Origin of the sequence: Chamaesiphon sp. (assembly GCF_041738855.1) — a bacterium.
Taxonomy (GTDB): domain Bacteria; phylum Cyanobacteriota; class Cyanobacteriia; order Cyanobacteriales; family Chamaesiphonaceae; genus Chamaesiphon.
The window spans coordinates 1-11,970 of the sequence record NZ_JBGSPA010000195.1 but is presented as its reverse complement, the minus strand read 5'-3'; the positions used below and the strand labels follow the sequence as shown (position 1 = coordinate 11,970).

The following is an 11,970-nucleotide window of genomic DNA, read 5'->3' as shown; positions in this document are numbered from 1 at the left end:
AAATCAATGTTTTTTCAACTATTAATGATATTGATGGTGGATTTTAATGTGCCAAAAATTGAAAAAATTCTGCTGTTAGCCTAAAAGTGTTGAAATGCCTGAGTTTGAGGAGACAAAACTTCATCGAACTCAGGTTAGTAGCGGGAAGACTTCAGAACTATGTGAAAACACCACAGCAAATCCAATCGCTCCAAAGTGAGTGGTCTTTGGCACTCATTAATCAGCTTCAATCCAGATATATCGCGACGGAAACCGATCCCCAAGCCCAGAAACCACCCCTGCCCCTCCCAGGAGGGGAATAAGAGAGAAGTATTTATTATGCACAAACGATTAGTCAATCACTGTACGATCGAGTTTTCCCTGATGACCGATGGGCCGATTTTAGTCAAATCTGGTAAAGAAGGAGCCGATCCCACTAAACCAGATATGGAGTTTGTCGAAACTTATCGGGCAGGAGGTAGGACAATTTACTTACCAGGGAGCGGTCTAAAGGGCGCGATTAGGGCGCATAGCGAACGGATCGTTCGCACAGTGGGTCGCGATCGACGGGATGCCAGTAAACCCGATTTATTATGGGCAAACGACCCATTACACGATGATTATAAATATCTAGAAAAACAAGCTAGTCCAGAAATTCATAAACGATCGAGTTATACCGATCGCTTATTTGGCAATACTTCGCTCGCCAGTCGGCTGCGGATTGAAGATGCTTATCCGGTAGGTGAAGTTAAGTTAGAAGAACGCAATGGTGTGGCGATCGATCGGGTGTTTGGTTCGGTAGCTGTCGGGCCATTTAATTATCAAGTTTGTACGGTGGGAGAATTTGCGACCAAAATTCATCTCAAGAATTTTACCTTGGGGCAATTGGGATTGCTAGGCTTGGTGCTGCGAGATTTAGATGATGGCTGGTTTGGGATCGGCTTTGCCAAGTCACGGGGATTGGGCAGTATGAAAGTAAAGTTCGATCGCGCCACAGTGCAGTATCCAGGTTGTATATTGACTGACGATCGCCAAATTCGGCAACTCGGACACGATCGAGTGTGGGCAGGGACAACTTTACTAGGTGCGGGTGAATTTCTGGATGATGGCGAGCGTCAGTCCTATGGCTTTCCCTCATCAGACATTCAGACAGGGATTCCGGTATCGGCTCAAGCGATGGAATATGGGATGGGGGTCGAACTCCGGTGGACGGGGGAAGAGGTTCAAGATCTATTCATCCGATCGGTCAAAGCCTGGAGTCGCTTATTGCAAGGAGCCGCTGCATGAGTCAAGCTCTAGTCGGTACTAAAACGTTGGATTCTATTGAGGAGTTGCGAGATCTCTTGGCTCAATTCGACCCAAAACGCTGCTATTTTGGGCGGTGGGCGCATAAAGTTAGTGGATTGGTGAAATCGCTCGATTTAGTTCTACCCAGTCCAGAAGGTCAAATGTTTTGCATTGAGTGTGAATTGCGCTGGAAACAGAATTCCCGTCAAGGTTATGAGGTGTTGCTATTACACTGCGATCGATCTGTGATTAAGTTGGGGTTTGAGCCTGTTGGTAATGGCTGGTTAGTCTCGGCACCTTTTCCCGCTCACCAGTACGATTCAGATGAAACTCGATTTCCCCAAGGATTTCACGCGGCTGAAAAGATGAATTTGCAGCAGCGATATTTTCGAGATGCCGCTACTGATACGGTTCACTTTGTCGCCATTACGCTTGCACATTAGAGTCTAGTTTTATGGAAAATTCTAAAGCATCAAATCGCCCAATTAAACGTTCCGATCGAGTTGCTGCCGAAGTAGTCGCAAATGATTTACGCTATGCAGACAAACCTTATGATTTCGTTCGTTTTACTAATCAGCCCCCTACCTTACGATCGCCGATCGGACACGATCGGTATCAGTCAGATCTGTTGCACGGTCGAATTTCTCTAAAACTTCACGTTTTAAAAGGATTGCACAACTCAACTGGTGTAACGGTTTTAGGAGAAGATCTGGGGATGCCGAGATTGAATTTAGTTAAATCAATGGTGCAAGGAGAAGATCGCCATTTGAGAATTCAAGGGAGTTCATTCAAAGGTTGCATTCGGGCAATTTACGAAGCGATTTCTAACAGTAAATTAGGTATTAACTCGATCGACAAAGTGTCGGTTCCAAACAATTTCAAGCCTGCAAATGAAATTAAATCACTATGTCCAGCTAGTCATGTTTTTGGAGCACAAGACTGGCAAGGATTATTGGAATTTCATGATGCAATTTGCGAATCAACATATGAAGAATCAGTAATCTATATTCCATCGCTCTGGGGTCCGCAATCAAGGTGTGATAACTACTATCAAATGGTTGGCGGAAGAAAATTACAAAAAGGAAGAAAGTTCTACCACAGCATGACGATGTTTGCTGACAAGCACTTGGATGAAACAACTAATATTCAAATTGCCGCAATGATGTCAGTCTTCTCGACACATGTGAATTTTAAAAATATTTCTTGTGCAGAACTGGGATGCTTGTTAATTTCACTAGGACAAGAGCCAAAATATCCTCTCTTACCCAAGTTGGGATTGGGTAAGTCAATTGGTTTAGGAAGTATTAGGATCGAACCGATCGAATTTCAGATTGTATCCGATCGACAAACAATGAAAAAACGCTACGAACACTACAATCTATCTACTGATTGCTTGGATTTAGGGCAATCGCAAATTTTAATCAACAATTGTATTGCCAGTTCTCATGATGATGGTTTAGTCGATCTAGCATCACTTCAACAATTAGCTAATATCTTGACAAACAAACCGCACAAACAGCCACCGGAAGGAGTTTACTAATGCTAGATCGTAACATTCTGAATAGCCCTACTAACGAACAGTGGAACATTGCTCATCAACTTGCTATCGATCTAGTCAGAAGCATACCCAGTCCAAATAATAAAATTAGTGATGTAGAAGTTCGTCAAGTACTAAATTACTTAAAGATTTCACTGAGAAAAGATCCAGAAAATGCAGCAAGTAATTTCTTTAAGTTAATTCTAAATTTAACAAATGCTGCTAGACAATTAAACGATCTCGAACAGCGTAAGCGAGGGGGGAATCGCAACCGCACGAAGCAAACGGCAGACAAGTATCAAGCTGTCTCGGATTGTTGCACTCAATCTTTAGCGGCTTATAAAAATGATGCAGAAAGTATGCTAACTATTCTATGTTGGGCAGTACGGCTCATGAAATACTATCATCAAGCTTCGCTGGGTAAGGGGATTGACAAGCCAAAAGTAAGTGTTAACAAAATTATCTGAACGGCAAGCTGAGATCGCTCAAGTATTGGGAAATCGACAGTTTGCAATTGGGGATGAGATGGAGACAAAGGTGGCGAAGATTACTGACATTCACAAGGTATCCGATCGGATTTTGGGTGTGATTCCGTTGACAGAGAAATAACCAAAAAATATAAGCGTATGAACTAAGGCATTAGCGGAGGAGCGAGTGGTAACGGTGAAAGTGGTGACACTGAAGGAGGATAGGAGTATCAAAAGTGTGAAATATTTGCGTTAATCTTTCGATCTAACTATTTCTGGACTTTGCCGTTTTCAGAAAATCTTTCAAACATATCTTTATGTCGTCAATTTTAGTATTTATATCTAATTTGATATCCTCGATCGAACCACAATTTTTATCCATGCCTAGATGGGCGAGATTATTGCGGAGTTCTTTAGTTCGGTTCCATCGCTTGATTATTTTATTTCGATCTGGAAATCGATCGAATTCTAAATTGTATCCGCGTCGATTTAATATCTGTTCGGCATTCTTTCTCGCTTCATAACCATCAAATACCTCATGTCCTTCCCTAAGCCAATATTTGAGGATGGAGATAAACAATTCACGGCTTAAGACGATCGCTTTAACCTGCTGCTGGTGAGCTTGATACCAGTCGATAATTGCCAATTGACGATTGAAGTTATCGACTAAGTTACTTGGCAAATCTGGCCGATCGAGAGCTAGTTTCTGATATTTGGTCTGAATTTCATCACCCAATAGTAAGAATGGTTGGAGTTCGGAATATTCTTTTCCTTCTATCTTTAATTTAGGAATTAGTTTTTTTAATTTTGCTGCGGCGGACATGACTTCGATCGGCAGAATATAAATTAAAGCATCAGAAACTTGGGCGATCGCTTTAGCTGTTTCATCTACTAGAGATTCTAGATGAGGATCTGTTATATTTATCGCTTTTAATAGACTCACCAATCCATTACCGTCCCCTAGATCGACAAATCTTTGAGTTGCCGACATCCAATCGAGCATCGATACAAATTCGCCGATCTGAATCACTGGGACGATTATTTTGAAATCTAAATCTGGGTTGTTGGCAGCTCTTCCCTAGTCTAGCGCACCATATAAAACCGAACCGATCTTGACAGTTTTGGCGACTTTTAGATATGCAGCAAATAAGAATGCTAGAAATGGTAAAGATCGAAATCCTTGGGTGATATCAAAAATAACTTCATCATGTTCGCTAAAAATCTTGGCAATCTTATCGAAAATATCCCATAACTCTGCTGGATTTTTCCCATCGGGAATATCGATCGGCTCGATCCGCTGGTCATCAGCTAAAATATGCCAATTTTGCGCTCTTGCATCCTCGGTAACGCAAACATACATCCGATCGAAATCTACAAGTTCTCGCAATGCTTCGGGAAAAACTCTCCCGCTCTTAACTTGACCTTGGTATTCGTACCCATAGTTGATTGTGGATGGATAGGCACCCAAAAAAGCGATAATGTATTTTGCCATTGGAATTTTGGTGCGATCGATTCTAGTTATTTGGTTTGACTTGATAAGAAATATCGACTTCCATTACCCGTGAATTAGTTGGTTTATTATCTTGATAATCGCTAACGATATATTGTAATCTGCGCTTGGGGCTAGCTCCTGCCAAAATTGCCCCAGCCGTCATCGATTTAGTGCCACCAGTGTAATCGATAATTATGTCTTTTTCTTCGAGTGAAAATGGTTGGTCTTTCGCACTAGCGTAAATCGCTTCGATGATGCGATAAATATAACTAGGATCGTTGGCTAAACTTGGATCTGTAACTAGAGAAAGTGGCTGCTGTGGGTTTTCAGGATTGGGATATTGGTATTTGGTGTCGAAGTGAAAAATTTTCGGTGGTAAGTTACTGATAATTAATTGCTCGACTAATTCTTTGGCTTTTGTTAATGAGTCATCGCCGCCACAAATTAGCCAACAATGGTCGAGTTTTCCCTTCCCATCTTGCCAATGATGGAGAATCGCAGTTTTGGCAGGTGGTTCTGGACCCAGACTCATAAATACAATCAGCCCCTTGGCAGTATCTTCGATTGTCAAAGGTCGAACTTTGGCTCGATAAGGCGTGGTGCGCCCAAATTGACGCTGTAAGAATACCGAAATATTGGTAATGTTGAAGAGGAAAAATAAGGCTAAACTACTAACCGTACCCAGTTGCCAAATTACCTTGGCAATTTTGGTTTGTTCTTGAAGCCATGAACACAAATTATCGAGGAGAAGGGCAGAGAGTCCATTGCCCGTAACTGAGAGGGCGATCGTGACGACAAATAAGAACACAAACGGGTGTTCTCCTGGAGAATCGATCGCGGCTACAATCCAAGGACGTTTTGCCATAAGTCACTCAAAGGGGATAATGTAATCCTAGCCGAATGTTAATGACATACCCGATCGAGTACCAGATGTTTTAATTTTTTATGGCGCAACCGATATTTAAAATTTCCGAACTAACCGATGCTAATGGAGTAGTGTTTCGATCGATCGAGTTTGAAATTCCTGGTGGGGTCACTTCGCCAGCGGAATTTGCAGCGGCGGTGAATGAGATTGCCAGTCAGTTGGCGGGAAAATTACCGATTTTACTCAATGGACGCGGGCCTGTCTGGGGTTATGGGATGTTGTTGCATCTCGCCCATCCTACGCCTGCGGTGGCAACTTTCGATCCGCGCTTGGGTTTTGTAGTGGTGCAATCCCACGATCCACGCTTTCAGGTGGGGGAAATCCTGAATATTTAAGCTTGATTTCGATCGGTTCGGCCGAACCAATCACTTTACCCGTATTATCTCTGACTGCGGGCGTATATTGTAACGATCGATTGTTTGCGTTACAAACCAATGCCATCCCCACTGAACCATGTGCTGTCATGCCAGTGTACTCAGAAATAATATCCGATTCTTGCCACTTTTCAGGGGGTTTCGCAGCATTAGTGTAGATGAGATCGATTACATTCATGAATGAGATCGGATCGTTAACATCATTAATCACGATCGGATTGTCAATCACAATCCTATCCTTGTTAAAGGATTGAATTGCTTGTGCTGTAGCTAGGCTTTCGATCGAGCAAATCAGCCAACACTGTTTAAGTTTTCCTTGTTGAAGGTGAAAGTCGATCGCAACTTGACAGGGTTTTTCGTTGCTGACTAATAAGATCAACCCTTTACGTGGCAGTGGTTTATCTTTACTCGCCAACAATCGATCGGGCTTGGCTTTGGCTGTGTGGCGCAATCCCAATGCGATCGCAAATGGCGCGAGGATAGCGATAAAAAATGTACTAAACAACAAAATTAATAAGCTGGACTCACTAGTACCAATCCTTTTTTTGATCAGTTCTTGAATTAAGCCAAAAAAGAAAGTTAGGACTAATGAGCTACAAATTAGTGGTAGGATATTTTCGACATTATAGGCAATCTTAAATGCGCGTTTAAAATAGCTGTTGAAGTTGTTTTTCATGGGATTGCCAAACCTACAGAAACTACCACTATTTTGACATCGATCGCTATTGATATTAATAGGTTAGTTGTATTTTGTAACCTTATAATTGCAAAATTCGCTACAAACAACTCGATCCCTGCCCAACTTTGTCGCTATCTACGCGAGATCGAGCCAATCTATCAAATCATCTAAACAGGTAAAATCTAATAAAGCCTCACCCAACTCTTCCAATCGCGCCAGCAAGAGTGCCTCAACTCGAACTTGTAGCTCTGGCGAAACACTCCCCACCCGTCGATTTAACAACCGCAAGACCAAAGATTGAGCTTCTTTGAGTTCACCTCTAGCTTCACCTCTAGCTTCACCCCTAGCTTCACCGATGGCTAAACCGCGCTCTTCTGCTTCCTGTTGGGCGGCTTGAATTTTCTCTAAATATAATGGCGATAATTGCATCATTAAATTCCTCTCCTCTGGCTCCAAGTTTTCCCTTGATTCTAATATAACCTTCAAATTCCCCAACCAGTCCAACGCATTTTGCCGAAACGGATGGTTTGGGTCGAGGGCGGCTACTTCGGCAATTGCTTCCGATTGGACTCTATCGCGACCTAGCAGCCGAAACCACAGTGTTGCAGGGGTTTTCGGTAACTGATGAATTACTACAATTCCAAACTTATAATTCGGATTGACTGAATATACCCCCGCTACCACAAATTCTGTCGTTAATTTTGCTCCATACCCAGTTAAGATTGCCTCGCCCAGTGTTGGAGTCAGTATCCACAGGTCTGGTAATCGATCGTCTTTTGGTTCTGGCTGTTTATTGCGTTTGGACTCTCGAAACAAGTCTGCATGTAGGTCGTAAAGTTTGCTCAGACAAAAGCGGATCTGATGATTTTTCACCGGACTCCGAAATGGCTCAAAAATCAGGCTAGTCTTAGCTAGTTGTCCCAACAGTCCCAATGCTGGAATTGCTTTATGGCTTGGCTCTGGCTGAAAGTAAATATCGACTTCTCTGACTTCAGAACCAATTTTAAATGAGGTTTGGACTGTACCTAATGGTGATAATAAAGCTTCTAAAAATCCTTTGGCAAATTCATCATGCGGAAATCGAGTCATGCTTATTATTCTATCAAATTGTGGATCTGCTTCGCTCAGTTTCCATCCCCTTGCGGGGAATTGGTTGTGTAACATGTTCGTAACTTTTTAGTTTCAACACTTCTAACGCTGTTTCCATCCCCTTGCGGGGAATTGGTCGTGTAACTTTCTTACTCGCCATACCCATAAAATTGGGTTTGCTATTGGTTTCCATCCCCTTGCGGGGAATTGGTCGTGTAACTTTCCGCTTTTGTTTCTCTAGCAGTTCTTACTGCTTCTTGTAGTTTCCATCCCCTTGCGGGGAATTGGTCGTGTAACTCATGGCTAATGCATCTATCAACTTGGCTGTAGGTTGTTTCCATCCCCTTGCGGGGAATTGGTCGTGTAACAAATTGGTGGAAAATCTGGACAATAATCCGGTTGTTTGTTTCCATCCCCTTGCGGGGAATTGGTCGTGTAACACCCAAAGATTCCCTTGTTCCTCGTCAAGTGATTAAGGTTTCCATCCCCTTGCGGGGAATTGGTCGTGTAACTTTTATTGCTTGGCGCATGCTGCGCACCATCAAAAGTGTTTCCATCCCCTTGCGGGGAATTGGTCGTGTAACCCTGCCATTTTCAACCCCATCGCCACAAAGGATTGTAGATAGGTCGATCTCCATAGGTCGATTTTTCGGTCAAAAAGGCAGCTAAATTTCAGGAAAAGAGATATTTTCACTAGCCAAAACCCTTGCTGGGCGTGGCATCTCCATAGGTCAACGAGATTATGCGGTTTTCAAGGTTCTTGACACCACTGGAGATCGTTCGGTTTCTTCCAGTTGACTTATTGTAAATCATTAATGCTCGATTTTGAACATTCGCTTCAAATAATGTAAAAATCTGGTGGTGGTTCCGGCAAAGGACTACCGATCGTCAACGTGCGCGGTACCGCATCGCTGGGAATCCAGTAAAACCGGACACTATCCTCGCGATCGTCAACCTTTGACTGCACTTGCTCCCATATCTTCATCATTTTGGGTAATGGCACAAAACACTCAAACACACTTTCTTGAACGCGCCGACCATGACCTTCCAAATAATCAGACAACTTCAGTCGTCGCTTATCATCAGCAATATCGTACACTACCAATACCAACATCGATCGATACTCCTAATCAACACGCCTAAATGGTACATAATCCACACCATCTAGTAAAACCCGCGTGTACTGACGAACTTGAAGCTCAATGACACGCCGATAAGAAATTGGCTCCGCGAGATCGAGATATTTAATCGGTGTCGAAATCCTGGTCTCAAAATGCTTGAGAAATAACCGACGCGGTGTTGCTTCTAGATAAATCCCCCCATCGCGATCGGGAAAAGTAAAATCGGTTGGTCTGAGGATTTTTTGATTGATTAATCGCATTACCAAAGTATCGACGATCGGCGATCGAAACTCCTCCATCAAATCGAAAGCTAAGAAAGCTGATGCGCGATCGGAACCGTGTAAATTGCCTAGATAGGGATTTAAACCCTCCGCTAAAATCAAACTCAAAACGTTATTAAATAGCAAAGTATAGCCAAAACTGAGTAATGCATTAACCGGATCTTTCGGTGGGCGACGATTGCGGGTAGTCAAGCTAAAACCAGAGTTCGTGATTAATTGACCCAAAGCTCCAAAATAGCTGGCTGCGGCTGCACCTTCGTATCCCCGAATTTGCTCCAAAGTTGTCATTGCGGCTAGTTTCTGGTAGATCTCTTCGGCTTGTCCGATCGATTCCACCGCTCGATCGACTTCTACCAATGACCGTTTACGATTGAGTCTGAGCAATAAGTGTCGAGAATTGAGAATCTTGCCAGCAACAATTTTACGAGCCATTTTCAGCTTAAAGTCTAGATCGTCTTGCTGTCGGAATTGCTGAGATTCTAGCAGTAAATTAGTTTGTTCGCTACTCCACAGATGACCTTTGTATTCACCTAATTGGGATAGAAATATCACCGGAATCTGCGCTTCCAAGCAAACCCCGATCGCGGAGGTACTCAGTTGAATATTCCCAAATACCAAGACTCGATCGACTTCCTCGATCGGTATTTCTGTAAGATCTCCTGTTGTTTCCTTACCAGCAGATTTAACGATAAAACGACTTTGCTCCTTTCGCAATGTCGCCCCCTGTTCGACTAAATATAGCGTAGACATGCCCGTTTTCCACTCCAATTCTTGCGACTCGATCGTGACTCGTTCCGGCTCCCTGACTCGATAACCAAATAATACAAATAGCGGGGGCGGAATCGGTCGATTGGTAGTTTCCAGCGATTCTAATAATGCCCGTTCCATCGCCGTTGGCTTAGGTGGCGGTTGGGGATCTGGATAGATAATCAGTGGCGAAGCACGTTCGGCATTGACGCGATCGAACTCATCCCGATCGCGTTTGTGCTGGCGATCGCTTTTCGGTCGGTCTGGTACGACCATAGATCTAATGAATGTCTGTCCCAGAAACCGAAACCCGCGATCGAAGTTGGTAATCTCAGTTTTCTCAGGATGAAGTTGCAAACCCAATTCGCTTAATATTTCGATGACGATCTGATAAGTCGCCTGAAGTTGTTTTTCCTGTTTTGCCAACAGCACAAAGTCATCGGCATAGCGCACCAGTTTCAACCCCGTCGCTATCATCGCTTCATCGAAGGAATCTAGATATAAATTCGCTAAAATCGGCGATACCACTGCACCTTGAGCAACCCCTTTCGATGGCAAAATCAAACCCTCTTTGGTCAGCAATCCCGCTGTCAACCAGCGTTCTATTAGTTCTAGATATGCTGGCAAATCTAACTTGTCGCGCACTTCTGCCAATAAGCGATCGTGTCGAATATTATCGAAATAACTCACCAGATCGGCATCCAACACCCACTCATAGCCGCGATCGCGCCACTTTGACACCTGACGCACCGCCATTTGATGCGATCGACCCGGACGATAGGCAAAGCTACACTCTTCAAATTCGGGTTCCAGCAGGGGATGGAGGATATTGAGTAATGCTTGCTGGGCGATCCTATCCCGTACCGTGGGAATCCCGATCGATCTCCACGTCTTATCGCGCTTGGGGATGAAAACTTGGCGGAGTGGCAGCGGACGGTAGTTTCCAGTAGCGATCGCTTTTCGCAGTTGGGTAAGATAATTCTCCGCATCACGAGCAAAGTGTTCGATCGTTTCGCCATCGACACCCGCCGCACCATGATTTTTGGCGACGTGTTCCCAGGCGGTTTGCCAGTTGGCTCGATCTAGAAATTTATCTAGCCCATCCATAATCCCTGCGATCGCGGTTATATATTTCAATATGCCCACTTGAAATATATCGATCGACACTTCACCGATCTTTTCTTTCCATCCCCTTGCGGGGAATTGGTCGTGTAACACTGTTGTTTTACATTGTAAAAAAGACAAATGAACGTTTCCATCCCCTTGCGGGGAATTGGTCGTGTAACTCTTTACTTGTATTTGTTTGTGTTACTGCACCAACTGTTGCGTTTCCATCCCCTTGCGGGGAATTGGTCGTGTAACCTGCTGATAAAATTTTTGCACAATACGCGTCCCAATTCGTTGGGTTTCCATCCCCTTGCGGGGAATTGGTCGTGTAACATTCTTTACAGTATTTCATCATGACTACGAAATATGGTGTCCATCCCCTTTCGGGGAATTTGTCGTGTAACCCTGCCATTTTCAACCCCATCGCCACAAACGATCGCAGATAGGTCGATCTCCATAGGTCGATTTTTCGGTCAAAAAGGCAGCTAAATTTTAGGAAAAGAGCCATTTTTAATAGCCAGAACCCTTACTGGGTGTGGCATCTCCATAGGTCAACGAGACTATGCGGTTTTCAAGGTTCTGAGTACCACTGGAGATCGTTCGGTTATTTCCAGTTGACTTATTGTAAACCACCAAATGAAGATTGAGATCGATCGCTTCAAATAACGTAAAAATCCCGTAGGGGTTCGAGCATCGATCGAGCGGCAATCGGTCTTCTGATAAGCGATCGCTTCAAGTAATATATTAGTAACCTGAGTTCGATGAAGTTTTGTCTCCTCAAACTCAGGCATTTCAACACTTTTAGGCTAACAGCAGAATTTTTTCAATTTTTGGCACATTAAAATCCACCATCAATATCATTAATAGTTGAAAAAACATTGATTT

General features: G+C 43.5%; 15 protein-coding genes and 2 CRISPR repeat arrays. Of the genes, 7 read left to right on the top strand and 8 right to left on the bottom strand.

What is annotated here, in order from left to right; translation table 11 throughout:
* The first annotated feature begins 104 nt into the window (after positions 1-104).
* From ACEW9I_RS21370 to ACEW9I_RS21345, 6 genes are read left to right on the top strand one after another with little or no spacing between them, the layout of a single operon-like run.
* Positions 105-302, top strand: coding sequence for a hypothetical protein (locus ACEW9I_RS21370; RefSeq protein ID WP_373542343.1), 198 nt, complete (start codon positions 105-107; stop codon positions 300-302).
* A 16-nt stretch (positions 303-318) separates the two neighbouring features.
* Complete coding sequence (locus ACEW9I_RS21365; protein WP_373542342.1) at positions 319-1,266, top strand: RAMP superfamily CRISPR-associated protein; 948 nt, start codon at positions 319-321, stop codon at positions 1,264-1,266.
* A complete protein-coding gene (locus ACEW9I_RS21360; RefSeq protein ID WP_373542341.1) occupies positions 1,263-1,709 on the top strand; it encodes a hypothetical protein in 447 nt (148 codons plus the stop codon). Before ACEW9I_RS21365 ends, ACEW9I_RS21360 begins: the two co-directional genes overlap by 4 nt.
* Before the next feature lie 11 nt (positions 1,710-1,720).
* A complete protein-coding gene (locus tag ACEW9I_RS21355; protein WP_373542340.1) occupies positions 1,721-2,806 on the top strand; it encodes an RAMP superfamily CRISPR-associated protein in 1,086 nt (361 codons plus the stop codon).
* Complete coding sequence (locus ACEW9I_RS21350; RefSeq protein ID WP_373542339.1) at positions 2,806-3,270, top strand: hypothetical protein; 465 nt, start codon at positions 2,806-2,808, stop codon at positions 3,268-3,270. Before ACEW9I_RS21355 ends, ACEW9I_RS21350 begins: the two co-directional genes overlap by 1 nt.
* Positions 3,251-3,412, top strand: a complete 162-nt coding sequence (locus tag ACEW9I_RS21345; RefSeq protein ID WP_373542338.1) for a hypothetical protein — start codon at positions 3,251-3,253, stop codon at positions 3,410-3,412. The genes ACEW9I_RS21350 and ACEW9I_RS21345 overlap by 20 nt, the downstream gene beginning before the upstream one ends.
* Positions 3,413-3,535: 123 nt before the next feature.
* On the opposite strand, the gene ACEW9I_RS21340 is transcribed toward ACEW9I_RS21345, so the two are convergent.
* The 3 genes from ACEW9I_RS21340 to ACEW9I_RS21330 all read right to left on the bottom strand — a co-directional run bounded on the left by ACEW9I_RS21340 (position 3,536) and on the right by ACEW9I_RS21330 (position 5,627).
* The gene (locus tag ACEW9I_RS21340; RefSeq protein ID WP_373542337.1) at positions 3,536-4,273 is read right to left on the bottom strand and encodes a TM1812 family CRISPR-associated protein; all 738 of its coding nucleotides are present in this window, start codon (positions 4,271-4,273) and stop codon (positions 3,536-3,538) included.
* 75 nt (positions 4,274-4,348) lie between these two features.
* Entirely contained in the window at positions 4,349-4,762 is a 414-nt protein-coding gene (locus ACEW9I_RS21335; RefSeq protein WP_373542336.1) for a CRISPR-associated DxTHG motif protein, read from the bottom strand.
* Between the two features lie 22 nt (positions 4,763-4,784).
* Positions 4,785-5,627 (bottom strand): hypothetical protein, encoded by an 843-nt coding sequence (locus ACEW9I_RS21330; protein ID WP_373542335.1) that lies wholly within the window; start codon positions 5,625-5,627, stop codon positions 4,785-4,787.
* Positions 5,628-5,707: 80 nt separating this feature from the next.
* Here ACEW9I_RS21330 and crn3 point away from each other — a divergent pair, with 80 nt between their 5' ends.
* Positions 5,708-6,022, top strand: a complete 315-nt coding sequence (crn3, locus tag ACEW9I_RS21325) for a CRISPR-associated ring nuclease Crn3/Csx3 (RefSeq protein ID WP_373542334.1) — start codon at positions 5,708-5,710, stop codon at positions 6,020-6,022.
* On the opposite strand, the gene ACEW9I_RS21320 is transcribed toward crn3, so the two are convergent.
* The 5 genes from ACEW9I_RS21320 to ACEW9I_RS21300 all read right to left on the bottom strand — a co-directional run bounded on the left by ACEW9I_RS21320 (position 5,925) and on the right by ACEW9I_RS21300 (position 11,793).
* On the bottom strand, positions 5,925-6,737 hold the full coding sequence (locus tag ACEW9I_RS21320; RefSeq protein ID WP_373542333.1) for a hypothetical protein: 813 nt from the start codon (positions 6,735-6,737) through the stop codon (positions 5,925-5,927). The two genes, crn3 and ACEW9I_RS21320, sit on opposite strands and share 98 nt — an antisense overlap.
* A gap of 138 nt (positions 6,738-6,875) precedes the next feature.
* Entirely contained in the window at positions 6,876-7,829 is a 954-nt protein-coding gene (locus tag ACEW9I_RS21315; protein WP_373542332.1) for a DUF4351 domain-containing protein, read from the bottom strand.
* 38 nt (positions 7,830-7,867) lie between these two features.
* Positions 7,868-8,413: direct repeats of the CRISPR family, unit length 35 nt; unit sequence GTTTCCATCCCCTTGCGGGGAATTGGTCGTGTAAC.
* A 254-nt stretch (positions 8,414-8,667) separates the two neighbouring features.
* A complete protein-coding gene (cas2, locus tag ACEW9I_RS21310; protein ID WP_373542331.1) occupies positions 8,668-8,943 on the bottom strand; it encodes a CRISPR-associated endonuclease Cas2 in 276 nt (91 codons plus the stop codon).
* 12 nt (positions 8,944-8,955) lie between these two features.
* Entirely contained in the window at positions 8,956-11,115 is a 2,160-nt protein-coding gene (gene ltrA, locus ACEW9I_RS21305; protein WP_373542330.1) for a group II intron reverse transcriptase/maturase, read from the bottom strand.
* A gap of 44 nt (positions 11,116-11,159) precedes the next feature.
* A CRISPR array of direct repeats spans positions 11,160-11,489; the repeat unit is 34 nt; unit sequence TTTCCATCCCCTTGCGGGGAATTGGTCGTGTAAC.
* A 106-nt stretch (positions 11,490-11,595) separates the two neighbouring features.
* Positions 11,596-11,793, bottom strand: coding sequence for a hypothetical protein (locus ACEW9I_RS21300; protein WP_373542329.1), 198 nt, complete (start codon positions 11,791-11,793; stop codon positions 11,596-11,598).
* Positions 11,794-11,970: the final 177 nt, after the last annotated feature.

Bases quoted from the DNA above. Each gene is read 5' to 3' on its own strand.
- ACEW9I_RS21335 (WP_373542336.1), bottom strand. From the start codon at position 4,762: ATGGCAAAATACATTATCGCTTTTTTGGGTGCCTATCCATCCACAATC.
- cas2 (WP_373542331.1), bottom strand. From the start codon at position 8,943: ATGTTGGTATTGGTAGTGTACGATATTGCTGATGATAAGCGACGACTG.
- ACEW9I_RS21340 (WP_373542337.1), bottom strand. From the start codon at position 4,273: ATGCTCGATTGGATGTCGGCAACTCAAAGATTTGTCGATCTAGGGGAC.
- ACEW9I_RS21355 (WP_373542340.1), top strand. From the start codon at position 1,721: ATGGAAAATTCTAAAGCATCAAATCGCCCAATTAAACGTTCCGATCGA.
- ACEW9I_RS21320 (WP_373542333.1), bottom strand. From the start codon at position 6,737: ATGAAAAACAACTTCAACAGCTATTTTAAACGCGCATTTAAGATTGCC.
- ACEW9I_RS21330 (WP_373542335.1), bottom strand. From the start codon at position 5,627: ATGGCAAAACGTCCTTGGATTGTAGCCGCGATCGATTCTCCAGGAGAA.
- ACEW9I_RS21365 (WP_373542342.1), top strand. From the start codon at position 319: ATGCACAAACGATTAGTCAATCACTGTACGATCGAGTTTTCCCTGATG.
- ACEW9I_RS21315 (WP_373542332.1), bottom strand. From the start codon at position 7,829: ATGACTCGATTTCCGCATGATGAATTTGCCAAAGGATTTTTAGAAGCT.
- ACEW9I_RS21360 (WP_373542341.1), top strand. From the start codon at position 1,263: ATGAGTCAAGCTCTAGTCGGTACTAAAACGTTGGATTCTATTGAGGAG.
- ACEW9I_RS21350 (WP_373542339.1), top strand. From the start codon at position 2,806: ATGCTAGATCGTAACATTCTGAATAGCCCTACTAACGAACAGTGGAAC.
- crn3 (WP_373542334.1), top strand. From the start codon at position 5,708: ATGGCGCAACCGATATTTAAAATTTCCGAACTAACCGATGCTAATGGA.